Genomic DNA, 25,456 nt, shown 5'->3' on the forward strand with positions numbered 1-25,456 from the left:
ACTTTTTGCCTCTATGGATTTGGAAGTGCTGACAATATGACCAATGGGACCGCCCGCAGCCTGGATGCGCTGGACGCGAGGATCATCCTCGCCTTGGACAAGGACCCGGAGGCCAGTGCGCTGGCACTGTCCCGGACGCTCGGCGTCGCGCGCAACACCGTGCACGCCCGCCTGCGGCGGCTGGAGGAGGGCGGCGCCCTGAAGTCGTTCAGCCGGAGGCTGGACCCGGCGGCACTCGGGTTCGGGCTCATGGCGTTCGTGTCCCTGGCCATCAGCCAGACCCGGGCGGGGTCCGTGGAGGGCGGCCTGGCGGCGATCCCGGAGGTCATCGAGGTCCACGCGACCACGGGCGACCACGACCTCATGGCCCGGGTGGTGGCCCGGGACACCGCGGACCTGTACCGCGTGACGAACCAGCTCCTGGAGATCGACGGGATCGTCCGGACCAGCACCGCCATCTCCGTGCTGGAGATCATCCCGGCGCGCTTCGACGGATTGCTGAACCGGCTGAAGGACCAGGAGCAGCCCGCCGGCCGCACGGGCGTGTGACGCGGGCCACGGTTGGCATATTGGCAGTCTGATCTCCACAGGCTGCCAATCAGACCAGCCCAAACGCGGTGTCTTGTCTCTGAGGAGGCGCAGCTCCCATGATCGCTGCAAGAGTCCATGCAGTGAAGGAGTGCCCGTGACCCCGCAGGCAGCAGACACCACCCTGACCGTGTCCGGCCGCGTCGCCGAGGTGCTCGGCGAGCACGTCACCGACGTCTTCGGCGTCATGGGCAACGGCAATGTGCACTTCCTGGACGCCGCGGAGAAGGCCGGCCTCCGCTTCACCCCGGTGCGTCACGAAGGCGCCGCGATCGCCGCGGCGGACGCCTACTACCGTGCCTCCGGCCGCCTCGCCGCCGGGACCACCACCTACGGCCCCGGCTACACCAACGCGCTGACGGCCCTGGCCGAGGCGGTGCAGGCGCAGATTCCCGTGGTCCTGGTGACCGGCGACGCCCCGAGCGACGGCGCGCGCCCGTGGGACGTGGACCAGACGGCCATCGCGACCGGCCTCGGCGCCGTCACCTTCACCGTCACGCGGCAGGCCGCGGGCTCCATCACCCAGGCGGCCGTGGACTACGCGCTGACGCACCGCACCGCCGTCGTGCTCGCGATTCCCTATGACCTCGCCGCGCTGGAAGCGGCGGAGGAGCAGCTCACGCCGCGCGCCGCCGCGGCCGCGGGAATCGACGACGACGCCGCGCTGGCCCGCGTCGCGGATCTGCTCGCGGCGGCGCGGCGGCCGCTGATCCTGGCCGGCCGGGGTGCGCACCTCGCCGGAGCGGGAGAGGCCCTGCAGTCGCTGGCGGACCGGCTGGGCGCGCTCACGGCGGGGACCGCGCTGGCGTTCAATCTGCTGCAGGGTGAGGGACACCTCGGCGTGGCCGGCGGATTCGGCACGGAGGACAAGGCCGCGCTCATGCATGACGCGGACGTGGTCCTGGTGGTGGGCGCGAGCCTGAGCCCGTTCACACTCCGGTTCGGGCACCTCTTCGGCCCGGGCGCCACCGTCATCCAGATCGACTCCGCCAAGGAGCCCACCAACCCGCGCGTGGACCTTTTCGTCCAGGCCGATGCGAAGGCGGCGGTCCAGAGTCTGATGCGGCTCCTGGGTTCCGCGTCTGCGCCCGCGTCCTGGCGTGCTGAAGCCGGACCCGTGCTGTCCGTCGCCGCGGCCCACCACGAGGGTTCCGCCGAGACCGCGGACGGCCGACTGGACCCCCGGCTCCTCGCGTCCGCGCTGGATTCGATCCTGCCCCAGCGGCGGACCGTGGTGCAGGACGGCGGGCACTTCGTGGGATGGGCGCCCATGTACTGGCGGATTCCGCGGCCGCAGGACCTGGTCATGGTGGGGACCGCCTATCAGGCGATCGGGCTCGGCCTGGCGAGCGCCGTCGGGGCGGCGCGTGCGGTGGACGAGGGCGCCACGCTGGTGCTGGCCTCCGGCGATGGCGGGTTCCTGATGGGCCTGTCCGATCTGGAATCGCTGGTGGGGGCCGCCACGAGCGCGATCGTGGTGATCTATAACGACGCCGCGTACGGGGCCGAGATCCACCAGTACGCCTCACAAGGGCTGACGGACAAGCCGATGCTCATTCCCGAAGTGGACTTCAGCGGGATCGCACGGGCGCTGGGGGCCGAGTCGGCCGTGGTCCGTACCCTGGACGACCTGTCCGCCCTGCGAGACTGGATCGCCGCCGGCGCGAAGGGCACGTTCGTGGCCGATTGCCGGATCACGTCCAGCGTGCGGGCGCCGTGGATGAGCGAGTGGATGCGGGCCACCGGGAAGGCACAGGCCGCCGTCGCGAACTGAGCGAGTTCAGCTCGCGCGGGCTCTGTTCAGCTCGCGCGGCCGAGGTGCCGCAGCGGCACCCAGCGGGTGACGAGGCGCTGGTAGGCGGCCGCGGCGCCCGTCATATCGCCTTCGGCGAGGCATTCGATGCCCAGACGGACGTCGTTGGGGGATTCGTCCGGGTAGACCTTGTCCGCCACGGAGCCGTAGTCGAGTTCCATGACGCTGCGCGGGTTGAAGCGCTCCAGCCAGGACAGCACCCGGGCCATCTCCTCGAGGAAGTCCAGCTCGGGCGCGCTCAGGGAGAGGGATGCGACCATGCCGCGGGCCCGGGTGATGGCGTCCATCACGGAGACGTAGAGCCGGAGGGTGGCGATGCTGCCGTCCTTGTGGTTGAGCATCTCCTGACGGTCCGTGTCGTGGAAGAAGATGAACCAGGCGAAGGGGACGCCCCAGGTGGCGGTGCGGGTGAAGAGCAGGTCCGAGTCGATGAGACCGGAGCTGACCAGGGTCTTCAGGCGTTCCTGATGCCGCTCCGTGGCGTCGGTGGGGACGATGCGGTGCAGGCTCTCGGCGCTGGAGCCGTCGGTGAGTTCCTCCGCGGCGAGCGCTGCACGCAGGACGGCCTGGTTGGGGCAGTACAGGAGCGAGCCCTGTTCGCCGGGGTCCGGAATGGCGCGGGTGAGTTCCGCGCGGCTTCCGGGATACGGGTCGTTCGGGCGGCGGAAGATGCGGTGCAGGGAGTTGCGCATCTCCCGGCGCTCGACGTCGTCGCGCACCTGGTGCCAGCCGATCGTGTGCTCCGGGGCCAGGGCACCGCCGTACTGGGCGAGGATGGCGCGGCGCTGGGCAGGGCCGAAGGCCTCGAGGGGCTGGTAGACCCTGAGGCTGGAGACGTAGGGGAATCCCATGGGGGAGTCGTAGAGGCTCATGGTGTCCCGGGATCCGTGAAGGCCATGGTCAGTCCGTGAGCTCGACGATGACGGGGGCGTGGTCGCTGGCGCCCTTGCCCTTGCGTTCTTCGCGGTCGATGACGGCACCGGTCACGCGGGATGCGAGCGCCGGGGAGGCCATGACGAAGTCGATGCGCATACCCTCCTTCTTGGGGAAGCGCAGCTGCTTGTAGTCCCAGTAGGTGTAGACGCCGGGGCCCGGGTTGAAGGGGCGGACCACCTCCTTGAAGGTGGCCTCCTCGAAGGCATGGAAGGCGGCGCGTTCCGGGGCGGAGACGTGGGTCAGGCGTTCCTGGACGAAGAGGTCGATGTCCCAGACGTCGTCGTCCTGGGGCGCGATGTTCCAGTCGCCCATGAGCGCGATCTGGGCCTCGGGGTCGGCGGCGAGCCAGCCCTCGGCGCCGTTCTTCAGAGTGTCCAGCCACTCAAGCTTGTACGGCATGTGCTCATCGTCCAGGGCACGGCCGTTGGGGACGTAGAGGCTCCAGACGCGCACGCCGTTGCAGGTGGCGGCGATGGCACGGGCCTCCTGCTCCGGGTTCACGCCGCCCTTGCCGAACTCCGGCTGGCCGGGGAAGGTGCGCTCCACGTTCTCCAGGCCGACGCGGGAGGCGATGGCCACGCCGTTCCACTGGCTGAAGCCGAAGTGTGCCACCTCGTAGTCCATGCGTTCGAAGAGCTCCCAGGGGAAGTTCTCGTCCTTGCACTTGGTCTCCTGGATGGCCAGGACATCGCAGTCGCTGCGTTCCAGCCAGGCTTCGACGCGGTCGGCGCGGGCGCGGAGGGAGTTGACGTTCCAGGTGGCGATCTTCACTGAACCAACTTATCAAGCGGGACTGACGTTGAGCCGGGCCGCCGCTTGTAACCTTGGGCCTGTGACGATCCTTGCAACTCATCGCCGGTCCACCGTGCGCCGCGTCGCCCTGGCCGTCGGCGTTCCCGTGACAATGCTGCTGACCGCCTGCTCCGCGCCGGGAGGCGGGATGCCCGCGCAGGCCGGCCCCGCGCCGTCGTCGTCTTCCACGAGCAGTTTCCATGCCATGGGTGCGGACCCGACGCCCACTGCGTCGGTGAGCGTCGGGATCGCTGCCGCGCTGGATTGCGGCACCGTGCCGGTCCGGTTGCCCGAGGTCGCCGCGCTGACGGGTCTGCCGGTAGTGACCGCCACGAAGACCCCGTATGGATGCAGCTTCGTGAGCACTCCGGACGCGGGCGGCAGGACCTCCACCGTGCAGGAGGTGAGCCCTCCTGCCTCCGGCAAGGACGGCCTGAACGCCGCGTTCGATGCGATGGGGAAGACCGGCATGATGGCGTGTGCCTGGGACGATGCCGCGAGGGAGCAGTTCACCTGCATCTCCACGAAGGGGCAGGGCTACAGCGGCAGCTCCATGACCATGGCCGTTCAGAACGGCAAGACCTGGCAGATCACCACGGCGACCAACATCCCGGAGCACGTGGCCGCCGCGCAGAGCGGTTCCAAGCCGCTGGCCGCGGCGGTGCGGAAGAGGGGCTGAGGGTCACGGTGCCTTGAACGTGGTGATCCCGGAATCCGTGAGAACCGCAAGGTATTTCTTGTCCTCGTAGCCGGCGTCACGGAAGACCTTCTCTGTGAACCCTTTCTCGTCCAGGCGCTTGCCGTCCGCGGTGCACACTCGCTTCGGCCGCACGAGGTCGAAGTCTCGCCTGCCGCCGTCGGCGTAGGGGGTTCGCATGGACCAGGTCCGGAAAGCAGCGTCCCAGCAGAGGAAGTGGGCGGAACCGTCCACTTCCTCTGTCTTTCCCGTTGTGAGATCCAGGCGGGTGGCTTTTCCGGCGGCCACATCGATCCAGTACCCCTTCAGTGACGGATTGTTCAGTGTGGCCACACCCATCGCGGGGAGAGGATTGCCGAGTTTGTAGGTCCAGCTGATTTTTCCAGTCTTGGCGTCGACTCCGGAGACTTCTGCTTTGACGTTGTCTGCCCGGCCGGGATCATCGGACTCGACGCGGCTGGTGTAGTGGCCGCTCAGGTAATGGCACAGAACGAGCATTCCGTCCTGCGGGGTGAGGCCACTGCCGGCAAAGCATGGGCGGAATCCTTGAAGCTGCCAGCGGGTTTTTCCGGATTCCCGGTCCAGCGCCACCACCCTCAGTGTGGTCAGATCCAGGCCGTAGTCCTGGCCAGGATCAAGCTTCTTGTCTGCAATACCGCCATACGCCAGCACCGGCAGTTCGGTGTTCTCGTTGAACCAGCCCCAGCCGCCATTGGTCTCTGCACCGGTTCCGAACACATCCTGATAGGGCCGCTTCCACAGGGCCTTCCCCGCCCGCTGATACTGCACTGACTCCCGCCAGTCGCTGCCGTTCCGGGAGCCTTCAGTGACGATGGACAATTCGTTTCCGACCTCGAGCCCGCCGTCACCCACTTGCGGCGCCTTGGGATCTTCGGAGCCGGTCCGGAACTTCTTGGTGGCGAAGTCGAAGCGAAAGCCTTGCGTGTCGATGGCGACGTACCCCTTGGCATCGCGCAGCCCGCCGGAGATGCAGAACGAACCGTCGCATTCGCTGGGAAACGTCGACAGCCAGAACGAGGGGTTGGCCGCTTGAGGAACCACCGAAGTGCCGGTCTTGACGTCTGCGATTACCACCTTGGCCGTACGGACATCGCCGCCGTCGGCACCCAGGAACCCCACGTAGTTCTTGCCGTCATGCTGAACCGAGGCGATCTCGAAGGTGTGGTTGATCGGCTCGCGTCCCGCCACGGTTTCTGACTTCCACAGCTCCTTGCCGGATTCCGCGTCCCAGGCGAAGATCTCGGCGGTGCCGGCAGTGGTGGCCGCGATGGCGAGGACGGTGTCGCCGACGACGCGCGGTCCCGCGAGAAGGCTGGTGTCCTTCGACCACAGGGCCCGAAGTGGTTGCGTCTCCGCGGCATGTTGACCGTTCGAGTCCGGTCCCATGGCAAAAGAGCCGCAGGCGGACAGGACGATTGACGCCAGAACCGCTGTTCCGGCCAGGCACAGTTTTCCCAAGCGTGTACGACGAGTGATCATGCCCTCCACGCTATTTTCGGGACACATTGCCGCAGTAGCCCCAAAACCTGATCTGTGGATAACTTATGACCCGGTCGGTGACGTGACGCAGAAGTCGCCGCGCGCCGACGTCGTCCGCGGAATACCCGGCTGCCCGCCCCGGTTGCCGAACCACGTGAGCACACTTTTCACCGAAGCCTCCCTGTCCGCCCCCTCCGGCCGCCTCACTCTGCGCAACCGGACCTTCCTCGCCCCCATGTGCATGTATTCGGTCGACGCCCGCGACGGCGTCCCGACCCCTTGGCATCTGGTCCATCTCGGGGCACGGGCGGCCGGCGGATTCGGCATGGTGATCGCCGAGGCGACCGCCGTGGTGCCGGAGGGACGCATCTCGCCCGAGGACCTGGGCCTCTGGAATGACGAGCAAGTGGAGGCCTTCAAGCCGATCACGGCGTTCATCAAGAGCCAGGGCGCCGCAGCCGGTGTCCAGCTGGCGCACGCCGGCGGCAAGGCCTCCACCTACGGCTGGATCCCGCGCTGGCATTCGCAGGGGCTGAGCGGTTCAGTCCCGGTCGACGACGGCGGTTGGGTCACCGTGGCGCCGTCCGTCACCACGGTGCACGGGCTGGCGGAGTCGCATGAGCTGACCGTGGAGGAGATCAGGGAGTCGGTGCAGGCGTGGGCCGCGGCGGCCCGGCGTGCCGATGAGGCCGGGTTCGACTTCATCCAGCTGCACGCCGCCCACGGGTACCTGATCCACCAGTTCCTGTCCCCGCTGACGAACACGCGGACGGACGAGTATGGCGGGTCGTACGAGGGGCGCACGCGGTACGTGCGGGAGGTTGCGGAGGCGGTGCGCGCCGCGTGGCCGGCGGAGAAGCCGCTGGGCATCCGCTTCTCCGGGTCTGACTGGGTGGAGGGCGGCTGGACCGTCGAGGAGACCGCGCGGCTGGCCGTGGAGCTGCGGGCCGCCGGAGTGAGCGTGTTCGACGTGTCGAGCGCGGGGATCGGTGCGTATCACGGTCCGACGGGTCCGGGCTATCAGATCGCGCTCGCGGACCACGTGAAGCGTGCGCTGGTGGCCGATGCCGCGGAGCGTGGCGCGGCGTACGACTCCTTCGTCACCACGGTCGGTATGATCACGACGGCGCAGCAGGCCGAGCAGGTGCTGGTGAATGGGCAGGCCGACGGCGTCTCGGTCGCCCGCGCGGCGCTGAAGGAGCCGAACTGGCCGGCGCTCGCGGAGCGGTCCCTGGGCGGTTCCGTTGAGGATTCCCCGTTCGCGCAGCAGTACTGGCGCGCGCACTGGTGAAGTATTGACGGGTCATTCGCTGAGTTCGAGGGTTTCGTGGTTGTGCGAGGGCTGCAATCCCTGGGTAATCACGAAACCCTCGAACCCAGCAGTCCGTCAGACGGACTCCGCTGAACACCGCATCTGTTCTGGGATTGGAGTGGGCGTGAGCAAGTGGCTGTGGATGATCTGGCCGCTGGCCATCATGATGGTGGGTCTGTGGTTTCTGTCCGATTCTCTGTTCGCCAGGACGGGGTCCACCATGGGGCAGGTCGAGCAGTCCTTTCTGATAGGTGACAAGAAATGTGAGCAGGTGATCGGCTACACCGTGGATGGCACGAAGTACAAAATCACCATCGACACAAATTTCAGTCGGGCGGATTTCGATGGCCAATGTGCCAGCGAGATTGGGTCCACAGCAGAGCTGCGGTATCCGCCGTCCAACCCGAGTGACGCTCACGAGGGGTTCTCAAACCGAGGCACTGTCTTCGGTTCCGTCTTGACGGTCATCGGTCTCGGTGGAGCAGCCGGGCTCATCTGGCTGTTCCGCCGACGGAACAAGTCCGCCGGCCGGGCGCGGAAGTGATGTCGGAGACAGCGGTGGAGCCTCGGCAATCCTCTTACGCCACTATCAAGTCCATTTGCATGGTGTAGTGCGGCAGCTGCGTCGCAATATCTGTCTGCCTGCTCGGCTAGCATCCTTTCATGGCTGGATTTGGGGATGATCGAAGGATGGGCCGCGATTCCCGGTGCTGCACGCCGCGGGTGGACCCATGGACGTGGCATGACTACGTTGACAATGAACATCCGTCGGTGATCGCCCTTGATGATTGGCTGGCCTCCCTTCCGGAATTTGCCCGGTCCCACGAGGAAGGCGAGATCGAAGAGCTGTTTGAGGCTGCTGCTCATGGGGAACTCGAAGACTCTGGTGATGAGACCAGCCCGATCAAACCGATCAGGACCGACCCGGACGTCTACGAACTCCGTCGCAAAGCCTTGAGTAAGCCACTGCGCTTCTACCACGCTGAGCCAGAAATTCTCCCTGACGGGTTGCTCAAGTTGCATCGGCACATCAAGTCGAGCGGCAAAGATCAGCAAACTCAGATCGACCTGGCCGTTGACCGGTATCGGACCGGCGAGTCGTCCCGGTGGAACAGGTCGTAGCGCCCCCACTGTACAACCTTTAGGTTGTGGCCTAAGGTGGAGGCATGCTTCCCGATGACAACGATGCTCCTTTGGTGACCCCGGAAACGGTCAAGGCCCGGGCCAAAGTTCTCGCCCGGGAAGACCGCTCGATGCGGTCTGAACTCATCCGACTTCGTCGCTCGGCCGGTCTTTCCCAGGCTCAGCTGGCGGAACGCATGGGGGTGAGTCAGCAGGCCGTTGCCAAGTTTGAAAAGTACGATGCGGACCCCAAGCTTTCCACCATTCGGCGCTATGCGAATGCCGTCGGTGCTCTCGTGTCGCATGAGGTCGACCTTGACCGCGGCCAATCGATCGCCCAGGCCGCAACACGATCGGTGCGAAGCCAGAGTCGGCCACTCTAGAGCCGCGCCCTCGATTTCAGCGCTCAGCCTGACGGCAAGCGGCCGGTTCGCCGGCGTCGTCGTAATCTCTGTCAGACCCCTCGTGCAGAGTACTCACAGGGACGAGAAAAAGGGTGTCCGTCGGATGCCCCTGAGCACGCTGAGGAGGAGCTGAACCATGGTGACATCTGACGGACTGCCGGAATCGCTCACCGAGTACCTTAAGGTCTGGTGTGCCGACCTCCTGGGCCGGGTCGATACCGGCAGCCGGAAACACATCATCGATGCAGCGTGTATGAGCTATGAAGGCGGTCCGTGGCCGCGTCGCCTGATGATTCAGCGGCACGTGGAGATCTCGCAGGGGATCCTGAGCACTGAAGCCTGGCTTGGACTGGTGACTCACGACCTCGCCGGCGGCGTCCCGGGCGCCATCCACCGCCTGTCAACCGAGAACCGTGTGGCCGCGGTCGAGCAGCTTTCGCGGATGCCTGGTACGCCGGAGCTGGTGGCGGGAGTGAACGCTGCCAGTGCGCGCGGCGAGCTGAGCTCTCAGGAGCGAGTCGAGACTCTGAGGCGAGCGCTGGCACAGCCCCCGGCGCCAGCTGAGATTCCTTTGCCGGGGCACCTTCGGCCTGTTCCGGCGGACTACCCGGAGTCCTTTGAGGAGTGGAAACGCCGGGACCCGCCGTATGAGCTGGTTCTGGATTCCGAGCCCGCGCCGAGGATCAGGCCAGACGAGGCGACCATTGAGCCTGCATTGCGGGAATGGCCGGAGAACCGCGGGGGAGAACTCCATGATGCGGTCCTGAGGAAGCCCGGGCTATCCGCGACGAGTGGCCGGACAAATCAGTCCTCATGATTATCGGTGCCGGTCAAGGCCTTGCACGCCCGCCATTCACCGACGCGGCGCGAGCGGACCTGATGATCTTCCGGGGAGCTGACCACGGACCGCCTGGTGGACCGGCTCAAGACGTTTGAGATGGCGCGGGTCAGTCAGGGAGCGCTGGCGACGAAGCCTGCTGGACCACTTTGTGTGGTCCTCCGACGGGCCCGGAGTGCTGGCGCTTACGCCTCCGCCAGGACCAGCTCCACCACCTCGCGGACCACCTCCACGGCCCCCTGCAATGCCTCCCGCGAAGTCAGCGTCTCCGCCCAGCGGCGGTCGAAGGTGGCGCCTGCCAGCCGCGCAACACGCTGGGCTTCCGTGGCCGGGTCCGCGGACCAGTCGAACTCCACGGACCTCACCTCCGCCGGCTCCACGGGCGTCGACGGCGCATCCCGCACATACAGGCCCTGGTCCGTCACCAGGAACCCCACGCTCTCCACCCGCCGCGCGAACAGGTTCTTCGCCTGCAGCCCGGCGAACAGCAGCGGAGTCTCGTCCAGCAGCACGGCGTCCTCACCCAGGTCAGCGCACGCCAGAGAGAACACCTCCGCGTGATCCTCCAGCGGGTGCCACGCCAGGTCAGGGCAGAACAGCAGGTGCCGCACGGCCCCCTTGCGCAGGGACACGAGTCGGGCAACGAGCCGTGCCACGTCCCCGGAAAGACTCACCGCATCCCCTCGCGTCGCAGCGCCTTCGCGATCGCGGACGCCCGCGAATCGACGCCCAGCTTGGCGTAGATGTGCGCCAGGTGCGTCTTCACGGTCGCCTCGGAGATGAACAGCTTCTTCCCCAGCTCCTTGTTGGACAGCCCCTGCGTCAGGAGCGTCAGCAGCTCCGCCTCCCGCGGTGTGAGGGCCTCGTCCGGGTTCCGCATGGCCTGGAACAGCCGGCTCGCCACCGGCGCGCTCATGTGGCTCTGCCCCTTGGCCGCCCCGCGCACCGCCGCGAAGATCTCGTCCGGCGCGGCGTCCTTCAGCAGGTACCCCATCGCCCCCGCGTCCACGGCCCGCACGATGTCCGCGTCCGAGTCGTACGTGGTGAACACCAGGACCGCCTGCTTCGGACGCCGGGTCCGCAGCTGCCGGATCGCCTCGATCCCGTCGATCCCGGCCCCCATCGCCAGGTCCATCAGCACCACGTCCGGCCCGTGCTCCAGCACCGTGGCCACGCCGTTCTCCCCGGAGGAGGCCTCCGCCACCACCTCGATGTCCGGCTGCGTGCTCAGCAGCGCCCGCAGCCCGCTCCGCACCACCAGATGGTCGTCCACCAGCACCACTGAGATCATTCGTCACCCTCCAGAGATTCCGCGGTGGGGATCTGCACCCCGATCACCGTCCCGTCACCCGGCGCCGACTCCACGGCCACCGTCCCGCCCAGCTGCTCCACCCGCTGCCGCATCGCCCGCAGCCCGTACCCGCCGCCCGGCCCCGGCGCCGCAGTGGAGAGAGGCTGGAAGCCCACGCCGTCGTCGTACACGTCCAGCGTCACCGAATCCGGCAGGAAGCCGAGCGTCACGCTCGACGCCGTGGCGCGCGCGTGCCGCTGCACGTTCGCGGCCGCGCTCTGCGCGATCCGCACCAGCGCGTGCCGCACCTCCGGCGCCAGGGCGCGCGGCGTGCCGGTGACGTTCACCAGCATCCCCGGCATGTGCCGGTGCACGACGGCGGCCAGCGCCTCCTCGAGCGGCAGCTCCGCTTCCGGGGCACTCGCCAGATTGTGCACCAGTCCGCGTGTCTCGGCCAGGTTCACGCGCAGCTGTTCGGTGGCCTGCCGCACCTCGGGGCTGAGCCCCTCCTTCCGGTCCGCGGCCTCCAGCAGCAGTACGGTGCTCGCGAGCCCCTGCGTCACGGTGTCGTGGATCTCGCGGGCCACTCGCTCCCGTTCCGCCATGGTCCCCGCGGCCCGCTCCGCCGCGGCCGTCTGCTCCTGCGCCGCCCGCAGCTCCGCATTGAGCAGCGCCTGCCGGGAGAGGGCCTGTTCCAGCCGTTCGTACACGAGCGTGAGCATCAGGGCCGCGGCCAGCGGACCCAGCAGCGCCGCGATGTCCGTGAAGCCGCTGAGCTTGAACAGGCCCACCGCGGTGCTGCCCGCAGTGAACACCGTCGCCAAGGCGGCCTGCGGCCCGGTCACCCCGTCCCGGCACACGAAGAACACCGCGAACGCACCCCATGCGAAGCTCGGTGCCATGATCACCAGCACGGCCCACGCGGCCACGAGAACCCAGGTGGACAGCGGCCGGATCGCCTCGGGCGCCTTCACCGCCCCCACGTAGAGGAAGCAGAGGAATGCGGCCAGAAGCAGCACCAGGGTGTTCTCGCCCGGCCCGTGCCGCAGGACGTACCGGATGAGGGAGGCCGTCATGAGCACGGCGAATCCGCTGTGCACGGCCAGGCCCAGATATCGTTCGCGGCCACTCGCCGTCGGCTGGGGCGCGAGGGCCGGTGCAGGGATCATGGGGCCACTCTACGAGGTGCCCGACGACGGTGACCGGCTCCCGTCTCATCCTTTTGGCTGATACGGCCAGCCGAAGGCATGAGCCACCCCTGCCGGAACAGCCGATGTGCCCCGGAGGCGCTCCCGGGAGGATTGATATCAAGAGTTCGCGGGCCGCCGGAAGGCTTTCGGGGGACGGCGCGCCGGACCCGTGAACTCATCACCCGGCAAGACCAACAACGAACGGAAGGCGTCATCATGGCCATCTCCAAGACCAACGTCAAGATCTTCAGCGCTGCCGCTGCGGCCCTCGTCCTCACCGGTGGCATCACCGCCGCCGCGAACGCCGTGGCTCCCCAGGCTGCGCCGCAGGCCGCCCCGGCCGCTCAGACCGCCGCCGTGCCGGCCATCGACGTCCCCGCCGGCGACGGCACCACCGTCGCCCAGAACCGCATCTCCGCCACCGCGTCCGCCAAGGCCGTCCAGGCCGCTCTGGCCAAGTGTGTCGGCGACAAGCTGCCGTTCGTGACCGTCTCCGTCGTGGACCGCTTCGGTACCGTCCAGGCCATGCTGCGTGGCGACAACGCCGCCGAGCACACCATCGAGGCTTCCAAGCAGAAGGCGTACACCGCCGCCGCCTTCGGCGCCAACACCAGCGAGCTGGCCGGCCGCATCAACGGCAACGGCAAGCCCTCCATCGCCGACCTGCCCGGCACCCTCTTCCTGGCCGGCGGCGTCCCGCTGAAGGTCAACGGCGTGTCCGTGGCCGGCATCGGCGTCGGCGGCGCCCCGGACGGCATGCTGGACGAGGCGTGCGCCACGGCCGGTGCCCAGGCCATCCTGGCCAAGTAAGGAGCACCATGGTAGCCATGCCTACGCGTGGCGCTGTGCTGAAGGGGAGCCTGGCGGCGTTTACCGCCGGGCTCCTCGCCGCATGTGCGCCACTTCAGAAGCACGACGACGCGGCCCCCACCGCCGGCGGCTCCCCGTCGCAGGTGAGCACCACGCCGTCGGGCGGCTCGTCGTCGCCGACCACAGAAGGAGCACCCACCGTGAGCAACACCCCTACCCCGTCCGAGGCTGACGCGCGCGCCGCCGCGCGTGCCAAGCTCATCGCGGGCGAGCAGGCCCGGCTGGACCAGGACCTCATCCGCGCCGCCAAGGCCAACGACCCGGCGAAGGTCAAGGTTCTCATCGCCCAGGGCGGCGACGTCAACGCGAAGGACTCCATCCAGGATTCCGCGTTCCTCTACGCCGGGGCGGAGGGCTTCAACGAGGTCCTCAAGCTCACCATCGCGGCCGGCGCCGACGTCAAGAGCACCAACCGGTACGGCGGCACGGCCCTGATCCCAGCGTGCGAGCACGGCCACGTGGAGACCATCAAGATCCTCATCGCCGCCGGCGTGGACGTGAACCACGTGAACAACCTCGGCTGGACCGGCATACAGGAGGCCATCCTGCTGAACCATGGCGGCCCGGATCAGCAGGAGGCCGTGCGCCTGCTGCTCGCCGCCGGCGCCGACCAGGGCATCCGCGACCCCCAGGGCCGCACCGCCTTGGAGAACGCCCGCCGCATGGGCTTCGCCCAGATCGTGGACATCATCCAGAACCACCGCTGATCCGCGGCGGAGCGGAACTGATACGCGCGGCGCTCAGTCCCGCCGCGTCGACGCCCGGGGCCTCAGTCTGGCTTTCGTCAGGCGGGGGCCTTGAGCGTTTCCCGTGGCCAGGAGGTCCTGGAGCATCTCCAGCAGCTGGTCCGCGCAGCCGGCCGGGTTCAGTTCGAACGCCGTGATGGCCGGGCGGCTGGAGCGGGCGTGCTCCGAGTCGGAGGCCGCCGCGATCAGGGTCTGCCCTGGCACCGAGACGCCCGCCGCCTGGAGGGCCTGCTGGACACCCGCGGCGTGGCGTCCTGTCATGCACAGCACCGCCTCCGGGACGCCGTCGGCCAGGATGCGCTCCCCGGCCTCCCGCCCGCCGTCCACGCCGGAGCGTTCGGACTGCTCGTAGATGCGAGGCGTGGTGCCCTGCTCCGAGCACCATCGGCGGTACTCGGCCTGGAAGTCCTTGTTCCACGCGTTGGTGTCCGTGCCGGAGACCAGCACCACCTCCCGGGCACCGGCCATCTGGAAGTGCGTCAGGAGCTGGTGCGCCGCGTAAGGGTCGTCCTCTGAGGCCCAGTGGATGAAGTCCGGACGGCCGGGGATATTCCCGTAGGCCACATAGGGGATGCCCCGGCGCTCCAGGAGGGCCGCCACCGGGTCCTCCTCGTGGGGGCTCATGATGATGTACCCGTCCATCGAGAACGCCAGTGGCGGGACGGGGCTGCGGGTGAGGTCCGGGACCAGCGTGATGCTCAAGCCCTTGGCGAGGGCGCGGGCGGAGACGATGCCCGCGAAGCGTTCGAACACGTCCACACCCACGGGTGTGTAGTCGCCCAGCGCGTCCAGGGATCGCAGGACCAGCCCGATCGCCCCGATGCTGCCCTGGCGCATGCCGCGGGCGAAGGCGTCCGCCTGGTAGCCGAGTTCGTCGGCCACGGCCTTGACCCGGGCCCGCGTCTCCTCGCTGAGCGTCCCCTTGCCGTTGAGGGCATGGGAGACGGCCGTGATGGACACCCCCGCGCGGCGTGCGACATCGCGGATGGTCACTCCCTGGCCACGTGCCACGGCTCCTCCTTCCACACTGAGTATCCCGTTCTCATCGGCCACGATGCCCCATTGATGGGCGCCGGAACGAGAACCGGTGGAATCCATGATTGCATAAAACGTTTTACGACTCTAACGTGATCTGCATCTCAACGAAACACTCCTCGAAGGAAGCACTCATGGAACTCTTCACCGCAGCGTCCACCACCCAGGATCCGGCCGAACGCGGCCGCGAACTCGGGCTGGAGTTCGGTGACCGGTTCAGCCGGATCGCAGGGCTGTACCTCCAGCACTTCGAGGACCTGGACATCCCCGCGGAGACCGTGCGCCGCATCGCCGAGACCAGCCACCGAGCGCTCGCCGACTGGGCCCCCGGCCTGGCTGCCGAGACGGAGGCCATCGCCGATTCCGCCGGCCTCGAGCTCTGGACTCTGGCCGCCGTCGGCGCCCGCACCGAGATCCTCGCCGCCGCCCCGCCGCGCTTGGAGGGGGAGTGCTCCACCGCAGTGCTCACTCGTGAGGACCGGGCGCCGGAGACCCTGCAGACTTGGGACTGGCACGATTTCCTGGTCCCGGACGGCCTCCTGCTCGACTTCGCCACGGAGACTGGCCGCCGTGTGAAGATGTTCACCGAGTTCGGCACCGCCGCCAAGATCGGCGTGAACGACTCCGGCCTGGGCCTCCACTTCAACATCCTCTCCCACAGCAGCGACTCGGACGCCGGCGGCGTCCCCGTCCACGCGATCGCCCGCCGCATCCTCGAGGAGGCGTCCACGGTGGAAGAAGCCACCGCGATCGCCGGCAGCGCCACGGTCAGCGCCTCCACCGTCTTCACGGTCTTCGCGCAGACGCACGACGGCGGCTCCCGCGCCGCCAGCCTCGAGCTCTCGCCCGCGGGCCTCGCCGCCGTCCGGCCGGACGAAGACGGCTGGCTCTTCCACACCAACCACTTCCTCGACCCGGAGCTCTCGGTGGGAGACGCCGCACGTGCTGAGTCAACCACGGTCGAACGTTTCCAGCACCTGAACGCCGTCCGTGAGACCCTCGCCGGTCTGGCCCCCGTGGACCGTGCCCGCGCCGCCTGCGGCACGGACGGCTCCGGCGCCGCCATCTGCATGGTCCCTGACAGCACCAAGCCCCGCATCGACCAGTGGGGCACCCTGCTCACCATCGGCGTCGACGTCGCCGGCTTCGGCCTGGACTACTTCGCCGGCCGCCCCGACCAGGCCGCCGAACACGGCCTGGCCCGCTTCTGACCCACCACCTCCCCAAGGAACACCCCATGTCCCAGCCCCAGTCCACGCCGGCGTCGACGATGACGCCCCAGGACGCGCACACTCCCGAGGCTTCCGGCCCCGCCGCCACGCAGCTCGGCACCCTGCAACTTGGCACCCAGGCGACCACCGCGGTCCGCACCTTCTTCATCTCCGGTTGCGGAACGGCCCTGGAGTTCTACGACTTCATCGTCTACGGGCTCGCCGCCGCCCTGGTCTTCCCGGAGCTCTTCTTCCCCTCGGCGGACCGCCTCACCGGAACCCTGGTGGCATTCGCGGCCTTCGGCGCCGGGTTCATCGTCCGCCCGCTCGGCGGCATCGTGGTGGGCCACTTCGGCGACCGCATCGGCCGCAAGTCCATGCTCATCATGACCCTGCTGCTCATGGGCGGGAGCACCTTCCTGATCGGTTGCCTGCCCACCTACCCGGCCGTCGGCGTCCTCGCCCCGGTCCTGCTGGTCATCCTGCGCCTGGTCCAGGGTTTCGCCGCCGGCGGCGAATGGGGCGGATCGTCCCTGTTCGGCATCGAGAACTCCCCGGAGAACCGCCGAGGCCTCTGGGGCAGCTTCACCAGCACCGGCATCGGAATCGGCAGCCTCTTCGGAACCGCCGTCTTCACCCTGTTGACCCTGCTGCCCGAATCCACCGTGCAGGCCTGGGCCTGGCGCGTCCCGTTCTGGCTGGGCGGCCTGCTGGTCCTCATCGGCCTGGTGGCCCGCACCCGGATGCCGCACGAATCCGTGGACAAGGAACACGCCCCGCGCGTACCGATCGTGGCCGCCATCAAGCGCCACCCCAAGCAGATGCTCCTGGCCATCGGCGTGTCCTTCGGCTACAACACCATCGCCTACATCGGCTCCATCTTCACCGTGACCTACACCGAGCAGCGCGGCTACACGGATACCGAATCCCTGCTGTTCCAGGTGCTCGGCTCCACGGCGTTCATGATCGCGGCCCCGTTCATGGGCCTGCTCTCGGACCGCTTCGGCCGCAAGAAGGTCATCGCCGGCGGTGCCGTGGTCTACGCCCTGTTCTTCATCCTCTTCTTCCCGCTGGTGGACGGACACGTGGTGTGGGTGGCGACCCTGGGCTTCGTCCTGGTGAACGTCTTCATGGCCATGCCTCAGGGCTGCATCCCGGCGTTCCTGGGTGAGCAGTTCTCCAAGGAGAGCCGCTACTCCTCCCTCTCCGCGACCTACCAGACAGGTGCGGCCCTGGGCGGAGGCACGGCGGCGAGCATCGCCACGGCCCTGTTCATCGCCTTCAACCACGGCTCCCTGGGCGTGGCCCTGTACTCCAGTGCCGCCTGCCTCATCCTGGCCCTGTGCGTCCTGGGCCTTCGGGAGACCTACAAGGTGCCCACGGCCCAGCTCGGAGAGAAGCTGCCGGCAGCCGACTGACACGGGCCGCCAACTGAGAGCGCACTCCTGCCCGGAAGGGGCCGCAGATGAAACTGCGGCCCCTTTCGGGCATGCTGGTGCCATGGAGCCTTCCAGTACCAGCGCATCGCCCACTCTCGACCCTGTCCTGCCGCCCGCCGAGGTGGCCTTCGAACGCCGGGGACACTCCGGCGTCGTGATCCTGAACCGGCCCCGCGCGGTGAACGCGCTGAACCACGCCATGGTGGCCGCGGTGGACACCCAGCTGCGGCTCTGGGCGGAGGACCCGGACGTGGAGCACGTGGTGATCACGGGTGCGGGGGAGCGGGGCCTGTGCTCCGGCGGCGACGTCGTGGCGATGTACCGGGACATGGTGGCCGGTGAGCGCGCCTCCCACGACTTCTTCCGCGCCGAATTCCGCATGAACTCCCTCATCTTCGGCTACCCCAAGCCCATCGTCGCGGTCCAGGACGGCCTGGTGCTGGGTGGCGGCGTCGGGATCTCCGCGCACGCCTCCCACCGTGTGGTCACGGAGACCACCCGCATGGGCATGCCGGAGGTCACCATCGGCTACGTGCCCGACGTCGGCGGCACCTGGCTGCTGGGCCACGCGGGCGCCGCGGGCGTGCACGCCGTCATGACCGGCGACCACGTCGGCCCCGGCGACGCGATCCACCTCGGCCTCTCCGACGCCTTCGTGCCGGCCGCGCAGCTGCCCGAGTTCCTGAGGTTCCTGGAGACGGAGACCGCCGACGACGCCGTCGCGCGCTTCGCAGTCCAGGCGCCCGCGGCGCTGCTCGCGGCAGCCGACGGCAGCGACGGTGCAGCCGCCTGGGTGGAGGAGTGCTATGCGGGCGCCCTGAGCGGCGACGCCTCCGCCGCGGTGATTCTCAGCCGGCTCGAGACCCACCCCCACGAGGAGGCGCGCGCCGCCGCGGACACCATCCTCGGCAAGTGCCCGCGGTCCGTGGCCGTCGGTCTGGAGGCCGTGCGGCGCCACGCCCAGAGCTCCCTCGACGAGGCGCTCCGGGACGAATTCCGCGTGGCCGTCCGCTGCCTGGCCTCGCATGACATGCGGGAGGGCATCCGCGCCCAGGTCATCGACAAGGACCGGAACCCGCGGTGGGAACACGCGTCCCTGAGCGATGTCAGCCAGGAACTGGTGCTGGGCTACTTCGAGCCGTTCCAGCCGGGCGAGACGGACGGCGGGGACCTTGAGCTCTGATCTCGTGGAGAACGTCCTGGTGGAGCGGCGCGGGCGCGTCACGCTCGTGACGCTCAACCGGCCGGAGGCGCTGAACGCCCTGAACCTGGCCACCATGACGGAGGTGGTGGCCGCCGTTCGCGCGGCGGATGCGGATCCCGGCGTGGGCGCCGTCGTGCTCACCGGCTCAGCCAAGGCGTTCGCCGCCGGCGCGGACATCAAGGAGATGGCCTCGCAGGACCATCTGCAGATGTACCGGGCGGACTGGTTCCGCGGCTGGGAGGACCTGACCCGGGTCCGGATCCCCGTCATCGCGGCCGTGTCCGGCTACGCGCTGGGTGGCGGCTGCGAGCTGGCCATGATGTGCGATCTGATCATCGCGGCGGAGAACGCGAAATTCGGTCAGCCGGAGATCAACCTGGGCGTCATCCCCGGCATGGGCGGGTCCCAGCGGCTCACCCGCGCCGTGGGCAAGGCCAAGGCCATGGACCTGGTGCTCACGGGCCGGATGATCGACGCCGCGGAAGCGGAGCGCTCCGGCCTCGTGTCCCGCGTGGTGCCCACCGAGTCCCTTCTGGAAGAGGCGCTCGCGGTGGCCGAGACCATCGCGTCCAAGTCCAAGCCGGTGGCCATGATGGCCAAGGAGGCCGTCAACACGGCGTTCGAGACAGGCCTTGCCCAGGGCGTGGTGTTCGAGCGGAGGCTGTTCCATTCCCTCTTCGGCACCCCGGACCAGATGGAGGGCATGGCGGCGTTCCAGGAAAAGCGCCCGGCGGAGTTCAACCAGGGCTGAGCGCTCCCGCCCCCACCCGCACGCGAGAGTACAGATGATGCCGCTTCCCGTGACGGGAAGCGGCATCATCTGTACTCTCGCGGGCGGCTCAGTGCGCGGCCACGGCCGAGTCGAAGAATGCCCGCTCCAGGCGGACGGCTTCCGTGAAGGTGGCCGCGACGCGTGCGCGGACTGCCGGGTCAGCGGGCTCGACGGCGTCGAACTCCTCCCGCAGCCACGTCACCCAGCCGTTGTACTCGGGGTTGTTGTGCAGCCGGATCCACTCGGCGTGCTTGGGCGCGGCCGGCCAGGAACCGGGCTCACCGGCACGCGCAGCCCAGTCGCCGTACAGCCACTCGGCCACGAGGAGCACGGCGAGAACGTCCGGGTAGGAACGGGTGTCCAGCGCACGGCGCATCAGGGCGTCGAAGTCCCGCGTGGCCGCCGTGAGCTCCGGGCTGTTCCACTCCGCTTCGGCAACGGCCAGTTCCTCAAAGCAATCCTGGAAGTAGCTGTTCTCGTCCGCGGCGAAAGCGCCCAGCACCTTGGAGAACACCAGCCGGGACGCCAGCGACGGCGCCGAGGCCACCGCTTGCCCCAGGAGGGCGACGAAGGCGTCACAGAACTGGTAGTCCTGAACCAAGTAGTGCCGCAGAACGGGATCCGGGAGGCTGCCGTCCAGCAGCCCATCGACGAACTCATGTCCGACGGCGGCGTCCCAGTCCGCGGCGCAGCTGCTTCTCAGTTCTTCGGCAAAGCCCATGGTGTTCCCTCCTGGATGGTCAGCTGGGAGCCTAACAGTTCCCTCGGTCCGGCCAGGCTGGTCTCGCACGCGAAAAGGCACTTGATCGCAATGGTGTCGAATACGACTGCGATCAAGTGCCTTCTCGCGGGGAGGGCGGGGAGGGAAGGGACCTCTACGCGGCGACGGCGAGCAGCAGCTTGCCGCGCACGTGACCCTCGGCGGAGAGGTCCTGCGCGGCGTCGGCCTCGGCGAGCGGGAAGATCTGCTGGACCGGGACGCTGAGACCGCCCTCGGCCAGGGCCGCGACCACCTCACGGAGTGCACCGTCGAACCCGGGTTCCAGCCCGGTGACCAGCACTCCACCGGCCTCCGCCACGGCAGGATCCACCAGGGTGACCACCTTCGCGGCAGACCCCGTCAGGGCGGTCATCGAATCCAGCTTTCCGCCCGTGACCAGGTCGAACGCCGCGTTGAAGGAGCCGCCGTTGGCCTGCAGCGCCCGCTCCTCCCAGCCGTCCCCGTGGGCCACGGGGGTCACGCCGAGGGCCCGGAGATGGTCGTGATTGCGTTCGGAGGCCGTGGCCACCACGCGGATCCCGCGGGCCAGAGCCAGCTGGGTCAGCACGATGCCGACGCCGCCGGCGCCGCCGTCCACCAGGATCGACTCCCCGGCCGCGACACCTGCCTGGCCGAGGGCCCGGACCGCCGTCGTGCCGGTGACGCCCACCGACGCCCCGGACGCGAGGGTGACCGAGTCCGGGAGCGGTGCCAGCGCCGCCGCATAGGCCACGACGTACTCGGCCGCGGTGCCTTCCGCCACCAAGCCGGCCACGCGGTCGCCCGGAGCGAACCCGGCGACCCCGGGGCCGACGGCGTCGACGATTCCCGCCATGTCCATGCCGGTGATCTGCGGTGCCGCGAGGGGCTGTCCGCCGCTCAGGTACCCCTGGCGCATCTTCCAGTCCACGGGGTTCACCCCCGAGTAGTGCACCTGGACGCGGACCTGACCGGGACCGGGCTCCGCGACGGGGATCTCGCTGAGCGTCAGGACGGAACTGTCGCCGAAGCTGCTGTACGTGATGGCCTTCTGCATACGGTGATTCCTTCTGTACTTACTGACCCATGATGTATTCGGTGGAAGGGCCGGCGGTCCAGCCGCCGTCCACGGCGATCTCGGCGCCGGTGGTGTACGACGCCGCGTCGCTGAGCAGGTAGCTCACGGCACCTGCCAGCTCATCCGGTCGGCCGACGCGCTGGAACGGGTTGTTCGGGAAGCCGCCTTCGGCGGCCACGATGCCGGTGGGCGCCGTCATGGGGGTCAGCACCATGCCGGGGTGCACGGAGTTGACGCGGATCTTCTCGCGGCCGAGCTCGACGGCGGCCACCTTGGTCAGGCCGCGCACGCCCCACTTGGCGGCACCGTAGGCGCTGGTCAGGGCCATGCCGATGAGGCCGGCGGCGGAGGAGATGTTCACGATCGACCCACCACCGGCACGACGCAGGGCGGGGACCACGGAGATGATGCCGGTGTGCACGGCCACCAGGTTGATGTTGATGATCTTCTGGAACGTCTCGTGGCTCTCATCCGCCACCGGGGTGCCGGAGGCGGAGATGCCGGCGTTGTTGACCAGGCCGGTCAGGCTGCCGAAGGTGGCCTCCGCGGTGGCGACGGCCTGCTGCCAGGAGGCGGGGTCGGTGACGTCCAGGTGCACGTAGAGGGCGTTCGCGGCGCCGAGCTCGGCGGCCAGAGCGGTGCCCGGCTCGTCCAGGATGTCGCTGATGACCACCTTGCCGCCATTGGCGACGACGTCGCGTGCGAACGCTTCGCCGAGGCCGCGGGCCGCACCGGTGATGAGGATGACTTTGCCGTTGAGGTTCATGGTCGTGGTTCCTTTCCGGCGGTGCCGGCAGGGCGCCGTCGAGCATGGTGTTCTGTGAGGTTGGCTGTGGCGTGGGCGACCGCCCTGGCCGCCTCCCCGGCGTCGAGCCCGTGGATCGTCATCCGTTCCAGCCCGGAGAGCATGAAGACCACGGCCTGACCGCAGGCCACCGTGGTTTCGAGCGATCCGGGAGTGGAGCCGAGCAGGCGGGCCAGAGGCGCACGCAGGAGGTCGAAGGCCTGGTAGCTGGCCTCCAGCCAGATCTGGCGGAGGGCCGGGCTTTTCAGGACGACGTCCATGATCTGCACAGACACACGGTCCCTGCCCCGTTCCAGGGTGACGATGAAGGCGGCCTCGAGGGCGGAGAGGAAGTCCGTTCCTGCGGGCTGTTCGTCGATGGCCTGGGCGTAGAACCGGTTCCCATGGTCGAAGAGGGGGCGGAGGCTGTCCTCCTTGGTGGGGAAGTAGCGGTAGAAACTCCGCTCAGACAGCCCCGAGTCCTCGGCCAGTTCGGCGACGGTGGGTGCGGTCTCTCCGCTGCGAAGGAACTTGCCTGCGCAGTGTTCGGAGATTTTCAGGAGCTCGTCCTGACCCAGAGGTCGCCGTGCCACGTTCTCCACTGTACGACTTAATGGCAGAAACTGCCACTAAAAAATCAAGCGAATTCCTTTGCGAACTTCTCGGACCCGCGAGAGTACGGATGATGCCGCTTCCGAGCACCGGAAGCGGCATCATCTGCACTCTCGCGGGGGAGGGTGGGGAGCGGTCAGCCCTGCTTCCACCACTCGTCGAAGACCGTGACAGGCAGGTGCCGCTTGTGGCGGGTGCGCAGGAACTTCTCCTCGATGGTCGCAGCCACACCGTCGGGCACCTGGCGGCCTTCCAGGTAGTCGTCGATCTGCTCGTAGGAGATACCCAGCTCGTCCTCGTCGGTACGGCCCGGCTTTCCGTCCAGGAGGTCCGCCGTCGGCACCTTCTCCCAGACCTGGCGCGGGGCGTCGAGGAACTCCAGGAGCTGCCGGTTCTGGCGCTTGTTCAGGCCGTACAGCGGCAGGACATCCGCGCCGCCGTCCCCGAACTTGGTGAAGAAACCGGTCACCGATTCGGCGCCGTGGTCCGTGCCCACCACCAGGAGGTTGCGTTCCCCGGCCAGGGCGTACTGCGCGATCATGCGGGCGCGGGCCTTCACATTGCCCTTGTTGAAGTCGGAGATCTCCGCGCCCGTGGTGGCCTTGAACTCGTCTTCGAAGCCGTCCACGGACTCGCCCACATTGAACGTCCACTCGGTCTTGGCCTTGATGAAGTCCATGGCCGCCTGGGCGTCGTCCTCGTCGTGCTGTACGCGGTACGGCAGGCGCACGGCCACGAAGTCCGCGTCCACGCCCTCGAAGGACAGCTTCTCCACCGCGAGCTGGCACAGCTTCCCGGCCAGGGACGAGTCGATGCCTCCGGAGATCCCCAGGACGAATCCGTTGGTGCGCGTCGCCCTGAGGTAAGCGGCCAGGAAGCTCACGCGCGCGTCCACCTCGGCCGCGGGATCGATGACGGGCTTGACGCCCATCTCCTGAATGATCTGGGCCTGGAGTGCTCGCATAGGCCCAGGCTACCGGCCCCACGTTTCCTGCGGGTAACACCCGGGTCTGATGGGCCTGACGGCGGGACCGCCTGGAGGCAGAATGGTGCTGTCCGCGCCTTTCCTCACGGTTGGAAGGAATCTGATGGAGAACCCCGGCATGAAGACCGGCCCGGCCGCGCAGCGGCTGATCCTCTGGATCGCAATCCTGGCCTCCTTCGTCTCCTTCCTGGACAGCAGCGTGATCAACGTGGCGCTGCCCGCCATGGACCGTGAGCTGGGCGGTGGGCTCGCCACCCAGCAATGGGTGGTGGACGCCTATCTCATCACCCTCGGCGCCCTGATCCTGCTGGCAGGGTCCTTGTCGGACGTCCTCGGCAGGATCCTCATCCTGCGCATCGGTCTGATCGGATTCGGCGTGACGTCCCTGGTCTGCGCCTTCGCACCCACGGCGGAGGTGCTGATCCTGGGCCGGGGATTCCAGGGCGCGGCGGCGGCCCTGCTGGTGCCGAGTTCGCTAGCCCTGATCACGGCGAACTTCAGCGGTCCGGAGCGGGCCAAGGCGATCGGGCAATGGACCGCGGGAACCACGGTCGCGTTCATCGCCGGGCCTGTCCTGGGCGGCCTCCTGGTGGACACCGTGGGGTGGCGCGCGGTCTTCTGGATCAACGTGGTCCCCATCGCCGTCACGCTGTACCTCCTGGCCGTGCTCGGGATGAAGGATGTCAGGGCGCACGGGATCCGGATCGACTACGCCGGGGCCGTGCTCTGCGTGCTCGGGCTCGGCGGACCGGTGTACGCCCTGATCGAGCAGGGGAACCAGGGCTGGGGGAGTCCTTCGATCTGGGCACCCTTCGGCCTCGGGCTGCTCTGCCTGGCCGGCTTCCTGTGGCGCCAGGCGACGGCGCGGCAGCCGCTCATGCCGCTGAGCCTCTTCGCCGTGCGCAACTTCGGCGTCGGCAATATCGCCACCACGTTCATCTATGCGGGCCTGTCGATCGGCGGGCTCATCGTGGTGCTGTTCCTCCAGCAGGTGGCCGGCTTCCCCGCAACGGCGGCCGCTCTGGCGACGCTCCCCATCAGTATCCTGAACATCACCCTCTCGAGCTGGTTCGGTGCCCTGTCCGGGCGCTTCGGCCCACGCTGGTTCATGGCGCTGGGCCCCCTGATGGGGGCGGCCGGATACCTTCTCATGGTCACGTCCCGGCTGCCGGTCGACTACTGGACTCAGCTGCTGCCCGGCATTCTCCTGTTCGGCCTCGGGCTCTCGGTGACGGTCGCCCCGCTGACCGCGGCCATCCTGGGGTCCGTCTCCGAGGAGCAGTCCGGCATCGGCTCCGCCGTGAACAACGCCGTGGCCCGGGTCGCCGGTCTGGTGGGTATCGCGGTGCTCGGGCTCGTCACCGGTCCGGTGTTCGATCTGCAGGGATTCCACCAGGCGCTCATCGCCACGGCGGTGCTGCTCGCGGTGGGAGGCGTGGTCTCCGGCATCGGCATCCAGAACCCCGGGAAGCCCGCAGCGCCCTCCACTCGATAAACT

General features: G+C 68.5%; 27 protein-coding genes. 15 read left to right on the plus strand and 12 right to left on the minus strand.

The genetic code is table 11. The features are described from left to right. The first annotated feature begins 36 nt into the window (after window positions 1-36). Together Q9R02_RS04670 and Q9R02_RS04675 are read left to right on the plus strand one after the other, a co-directional pair. Window positions 37-549, plus strand: a complete 513-nt coding sequence (locus tag Q9R02_RS04670; RefSeq protein WP_305995492.1) for an Lrp/AsnC family transcriptional regulator — start codon at window positions 37-39, stop codon at window positions 547-549. A gap of 136 nt (window positions 550-685) precedes the next feature. After that, window positions 686-2,362, plus strand: coding sequence for a thiamine pyrophosphate-binding protein (locus Q9R02_RS04675; RefSeq protein WP_305995493.1), 1,677 nt, complete (start codon window positions 686-688; stop codon window positions 2,360-2,362). A 26-nt stretch (window positions 2,363-2,388) separates the two neighbouring features. Here the strand turns inward: Q9R02_RS04675 and Q9R02_RS04680 are convergent, their stop codons facing one another. After that, the gene (locus Q9R02_RS04680; protein ID WP_305995494.1) at window positions 2,389-3,273 is read right to left on the minus strand and encodes a DUF8083 family protein; all 885 of its coding nucleotides are present in this window, start codon (window positions 3,271-3,273) and stop codon (window positions 2,389-2,391) included. A gap of 28 nt (window positions 3,274-3,301) precedes the next feature. Beyond that, complete coding sequence (locus Q9R02_RS04685) at window positions 3,302-4,108, minus strand: exodeoxyribonuclease III (protein ID WP_305995495.1); 807 nt, start codon at window positions 4,106-4,108, stop codon at window positions 3,302-3,304. A gap of 61 nt (window positions 4,109-4,169) precedes the next feature. Between Q9R02_RS04685 and Q9R02_RS04690 the strand changes: the two genes are divergently transcribed. Then, complete coding sequence (locus Q9R02_RS04690; protein ID WP_305995496.1) at window positions 4,170-4,808, plus strand: hypothetical protein; 639 nt, start codon at window positions 4,170-4,172, stop codon at window positions 4,806-4,808. Between the two features lie 3 nt (window positions 4,809-4,811). Here the strand turns inward: Q9R02_RS04690 and Q9R02_RS04695 are convergent, their stop codons facing one another. After that, a complete protein-coding gene (locus Q9R02_RS04695) occupies window positions 4,812-6,326 on the minus strand; it encodes an outer membrane protein assembly factor BamB family protein (protein WP_305995497.1) in 1,515 nt (504 codons plus the stop codon). Window positions 6,327-6,480: 154 nt separating this feature from the next. Between Q9R02_RS04695 and Q9R02_RS04700 the strand changes: the two genes are divergently transcribed. The 5 genes from Q9R02_RS04700 (at window position 6,481) to Q9R02_RS04720 (ending at window position 9,981) form a co-directional block, all read left to right on the plus strand. Continuing rightward, the gene (locus tag Q9R02_RS04700; protein ID WP_305995498.1) at window positions 6,481-7,617 is read left to right on the plus strand and encodes an NADH:flavin oxidoreductase/NADH oxidase; all 1,137 of its coding nucleotides are present in this window, start codon (window positions 6,481-6,483) and stop codon (window positions 7,615-7,617) included. 145 nt (window positions 7,618-7,762) lie between these two features. Next, window positions 7,763-8,182 carry a DUF3592 domain-containing protein gene (locus Q9R02_RS04705; protein WP_305995499.1) on the plus strand — a complete coding sequence of 140 codons (420 nt, stop codon included), beginning with the start codon at window positions 7,763-7,765 and terminating at the stop codon, window positions 8,180-8,182. Window positions 8,183-8,409: 227 nt separating this feature from the next. Then, window positions 8,410-8,760 (plus strand): hypothetical protein, encoded by a 351-nt coding sequence (locus Q9R02_RS04710; protein ID WP_305995500.1) that lies wholly within the window; start codon window positions 8,410-8,412, stop codon window positions 8,758-8,760. Between the two features lie 44 nt (window positions 8,761-8,804). Further along, on the plus strand, window positions 8,805-9,143 hold the full coding sequence (locus tag Q9R02_RS04715; protein WP_305995501.1) for a helix-turn-helix transcriptional regulator: 339 nt from the start codon (window positions 8,805-8,807) through the stop codon (window positions 9,141-9,143). Between the two features lie 157 nt (window positions 9,144-9,300). Continuing rightward, the gene (locus Q9R02_RS04720; protein ID WP_305995502.1) at window positions 9,301-9,981 is read left to right on the plus strand and encodes a hypothetical protein; all 681 of its coding nucleotides are present in this window, start codon (window positions 9,301-9,303) and stop codon (window positions 9,979-9,981) included. Window positions 9,982-10,187: 206 nt separating this feature from the next. Here the strand turns inward: Q9R02_RS04720 and Q9R02_RS04725 are convergent, their stop codons facing one another. Genes Q9R02_RS04725 through Q9R02_RS04735 form a run of 3 tightly spaced genes read right to left on the minus strand, consistent with a single transcriptional unit; the run spans window position 10,188 to window position 12,462 of the window. After that, window positions 10,188-10,658 carry a hypothetical protein gene (locus Q9R02_RS04725; RefSeq protein ID WP_305995503.1) on the minus strand — a complete coding sequence of 157 codons (471 nt, stop codon included), beginning with the start codon at window positions 10,656-10,658 and terminating at the stop codon, window positions 10,188-10,190. Between the two features lie 14 nt (window positions 10,659-10,672). Next, complete coding sequence (locus Q9R02_RS04730; protein WP_305995504.1) at window positions 10,673-11,293, minus strand: response regulator; 621 nt, start codon at window positions 11,291-11,293, stop codon at window positions 10,673-10,675. Next, on the minus strand, window positions 11,290-12,462 hold the full coding sequence (locus tag Q9R02_RS04735; protein ID WP_305995505.1) for a sensor histidine kinase: 1,173 nt from the start codon (window positions 12,460-12,462) through the stop codon (window positions 11,290-11,292). The genes Q9R02_RS04730 and Q9R02_RS04735 overlap by 4 nt, the downstream gene beginning before the upstream one ends. Window positions 12,463-12,699: 237 nt before the next feature. Between Q9R02_RS04735 and Q9R02_RS04740 the strand changes: the two genes are divergently transcribed. Both Q9R02_RS04740 and Q9R02_RS04745 read left to right on the plus strand, forming a co-directional pair. Then, complete coding sequence (locus Q9R02_RS04740; RefSeq protein WP_305995506.1) at window positions 12,700-13,293, plus strand: GlcG/HbpS family heme-binding protein; 594 nt, start codon at window positions 12,700-12,702, stop codon at window positions 13,291-13,293. Between the two features lie 17 nt (window positions 13,294-13,310). Then, the gene (locus Q9R02_RS04745) at window positions 13,311-14,060 is read left to right on the plus strand and encodes an ankyrin repeat domain-containing protein (protein ID WP_342006882.1); all 750 of its coding nucleotides are present in this window, start codon (window positions 13,311-13,313) and stop codon (window positions 14,058-14,060) included. A gap of 33 nt (window positions 14,061-14,093) precedes the next feature. Here the strand turns inward: Q9R02_RS04745 and Q9R02_RS04750 are convergent, their stop codons facing one another. Then, on the minus strand, window positions 14,094-15,110 hold the full coding sequence (locus Q9R02_RS04750; protein ID WP_305995508.1) for a LacI family DNA-binding transcriptional regulator: 1,017 nt from the start codon (window positions 15,108-15,110) through the stop codon (window positions 14,094-14,096). 158 nt (window positions 15,111-15,268) lie between these two features. Here Q9R02_RS04750 and Q9R02_RS04755 point away from each other — a divergent pair, with 158 nt between their 5' ends. The 4 genes from Q9R02_RS04755 (at window position 15,269) to Q9R02_RS04770 (ending at window position 19,739) form a co-directional block, all read left to right on the plus strand. Further along, window positions 15,269-16,345, plus strand: a complete 1,077-nt coding sequence (locus tag Q9R02_RS04755) for a C45 family autoproteolytic acyltransferase/hydrolase (RefSeq protein ID WP_305995509.1) — start codon at window positions 15,269-15,271, stop codon at window positions 16,343-16,345. A 26-nt stretch (window positions 16,346-16,371) separates the two neighbouring features. After that, entirely contained in the window at window positions 16,372-17,763 is a 1,392-nt protein-coding gene (locus Q9R02_RS04760) for an MFS transporter (RefSeq protein ID WP_305995510.1), read from the plus strand. Between the two features lie 82 nt (window positions 17,764-17,845). Beyond that, on the plus strand, window positions 17,846-18,967 hold the full coding sequence (locus Q9R02_RS04765; RefSeq protein ID WP_305995511.1) for a 3-hydroxyisobutyryl-CoA hydrolase: 1,122 nt from the start codon (window positions 17,846-17,848) through the stop codon (window positions 18,965-18,967). Further along, on the plus strand, window positions 18,957-19,739 hold the full coding sequence (locus Q9R02_RS04770; RefSeq protein WP_305995512.1) for an enoyl-CoA hydratase: 783 nt from the start codon (window positions 18,957-18,959) through the stop codon (window positions 19,737-19,739). Before Q9R02_RS04765 ends, Q9R02_RS04770 begins: the two co-directional genes overlap by 11 nt. A gap of 88 nt (window positions 19,740-19,827) precedes the next feature. Here the strand turns inward: Q9R02_RS04770 and Q9R02_RS04775 are convergent, their stop codons facing one another. From Q9R02_RS04775 to nadE, 5 genes are all read right to left on the minus strand, one after another. Further along, window positions 19,828-20,481, minus strand: a complete 654-nt coding sequence (locus Q9R02_RS04775; protein ID WP_305995513.1) for a TenA family protein — start codon at window positions 20,479-20,481, stop codon at window positions 19,828-19,830. Window positions 20,482-20,635: 154 nt separating this feature from the next. Then, a complete protein-coding gene (locus Q9R02_RS04780) occupies window positions 20,636-21,556 on the minus strand; it encodes an NADP-dependent oxidoreductase (RefSeq protein WP_305995514.1) in 921 nt (306 codons plus the stop codon). A 19-nt stretch (window positions 21,557-21,575) separates the two neighbouring features. Continuing rightward, window positions 21,576-22,343 (minus strand): glucose 1-dehydrogenase, encoded by a 768-nt coding sequence (locus tag Q9R02_RS04785; protein ID WP_305995515.1) that lies wholly within the window; start codon window positions 22,341-22,343, stop codon window positions 21,576-21,578. Further along, entirely contained in the window at window positions 22,340-22,954 is a 615-nt protein-coding gene (locus Q9R02_RS04790) for a TetR/AcrR family transcriptional regulator (protein WP_305995516.1), read from the minus strand. Before Q9R02_RS04790 ends, Q9R02_RS04785 begins: the two co-directional genes overlap by 4 nt. 155 nt (window positions 22,955-23,109) lie before the next feature. After that, window positions 23,110-23,937, minus strand: coding sequence for an NAD(+) synthase (nadE, locus tag Q9R02_RS04795; RefSeq protein ID WP_305995517.1), 828 nt, complete (start codon window positions 23,935-23,937; stop codon window positions 23,110-23,112). A gap of 124 nt (window positions 23,938-24,061) precedes the next feature. Here nadE and Q9R02_RS04800 point away from each other — a divergent pair, with 124 nt between their 5' ends. Then, window positions 24,062-25,453 carry an MFS transporter gene (locus Q9R02_RS04800; RefSeq protein WP_305995518.1) on the plus strand — a complete coding sequence of 464 codons (1,392 nt, stop codon included), beginning with the start codon at window positions 24,062-24,064 and terminating at the stop codon, window positions 25,451-25,453. Window positions 25,454-25,456: the final 3 nt, after the last annotated feature.

This window comes from Arthrobacter horti, from assembly GCF_030731045.1.
GTDB classification, from domain to species: Bacteria; Actinomycetota; Actinomycetes; order Actinomycetales; family Micrococcaceae; genus Arthrobacter_E; species Arthrobacter_E nanjingensis.

Bases quoted from the DNA above. Each gene is read 5' to 3' on its own strand.
- Q9R02_RS04775 (WP_305995513.1), bottom strand. From the start codon at position 20,481: ATGGGCTTTGCCGAAGAACTGAGAAGCAGCTGCGCCGCGGACTGGGAC.
- Q9R02_RS04720 (WP_305995502.1), top strand. From the start codon at position 9,301: ATGGTGACATCTGACGGACTGCCGGAATCGCTCACCGAGTACCTTAAG.
- Q9R02_RS04785 (WP_305995515.1), bottom strand. From the start codon at position 22,343: ATGAACCTCAACGGCAAAGTCATCCTCATCACCGGTGCGGCCCGCGGC.
- Q9R02_RS04715 (WP_305995501.1), top strand. From the start codon at position 8,805: ATGCTTCCCGATGACAACGATGCTCCTTTGGTGACCCCGGAAACGGTC.
- Q9R02_RS04765 (WP_305995511.1), top strand. From the start codon at position 17,846: ATGGAGCCTTCCAGTACCAGCGCATCGCCCACTCTCGACCCTGTCCTG.
- Q9R02_RS04735 (WP_305995505.1), bottom strand. From the start codon at position 12,462: ATGATCCCTGCACCGGCCCTCGCGCCCCAGCCGACGGCGAGTGGCCGC.
- Q9R02_RS04695 (WP_305995497.1), bottom strand. From the start codon at position 6,326: ATGATCACTCGTCGTACACGCTTGGGAAAACTGTGCCTGGCCGGAACA.
- Q9R02_RS04800 (WP_305995518.1), top strand. From the start codon at position 24,062: ATGGAGAACCCCGGCATGAAGACCGGCCCGGCCGCGCAGCGGCTGATC.
- Q9R02_RS04755 (WP_305995509.1), top strand. From the start codon at position 15,269: ATGGAACTCTTCACCGCAGCGTCCACCACCCAGGATCCGGCCGAACGC.
- Q9R02_RS04680 (WP_305995494.1), bottom strand. From the start codon at position 3,273: ATGAGCCTCTACGACTCCCCCATGGGATTCCCCTACGTCTCCAGCCTC.
- Q9R02_RS04780 (WP_305995514.1), bottom strand. From the start codon at position 21,556: ATGCAGAAGGCCATCACGTACAGCAGCTTCGGCGACAGTTCCGTCCTG.
- Q9R02_RS04740 (WP_305995506.1), top strand. From the start codon at position 12,700: ATGGCCATCTCCAAGACCAACGTCAAGATCTTCAGCGCTGCCGCTGCG.
- Q9R02_RS04730 (WP_305995504.1), bottom strand. From the start codon at position 11,293: ATGATCTCAGTGGTGCTGGTGGACGACCATCTGGTGGTGCGGAGCGGG.
- Q9R02_RS04670 (WP_305995492.1), top strand. From the start codon at position 37: ATGACCAATGGGACCGCCCGCAGCCTGGATGCGCTGGACGCGAGGATC.
- Q9R02_RS04745 (WP_342006882.1), top strand. From the start codon at position 13,311: ATGCCTACGCGTGGCGCTGTGCTGAAGGGGAGCCTGGCGGCGTTTACC.
- nadE (WP_305995517.1), bottom strand. From the start codon at position 23,937: ATGCGAGCACTCCAGGCCCAGATCATTCAGGAGATGGGCGTCAAGCCC.
- Q9R02_RS04760 (WP_305995510.1), top strand. From the start codon at position 16,372: ATGTCCCAGCCCCAGTCCACGCCGGCGTCGACGATGACGCCCCAGGAC.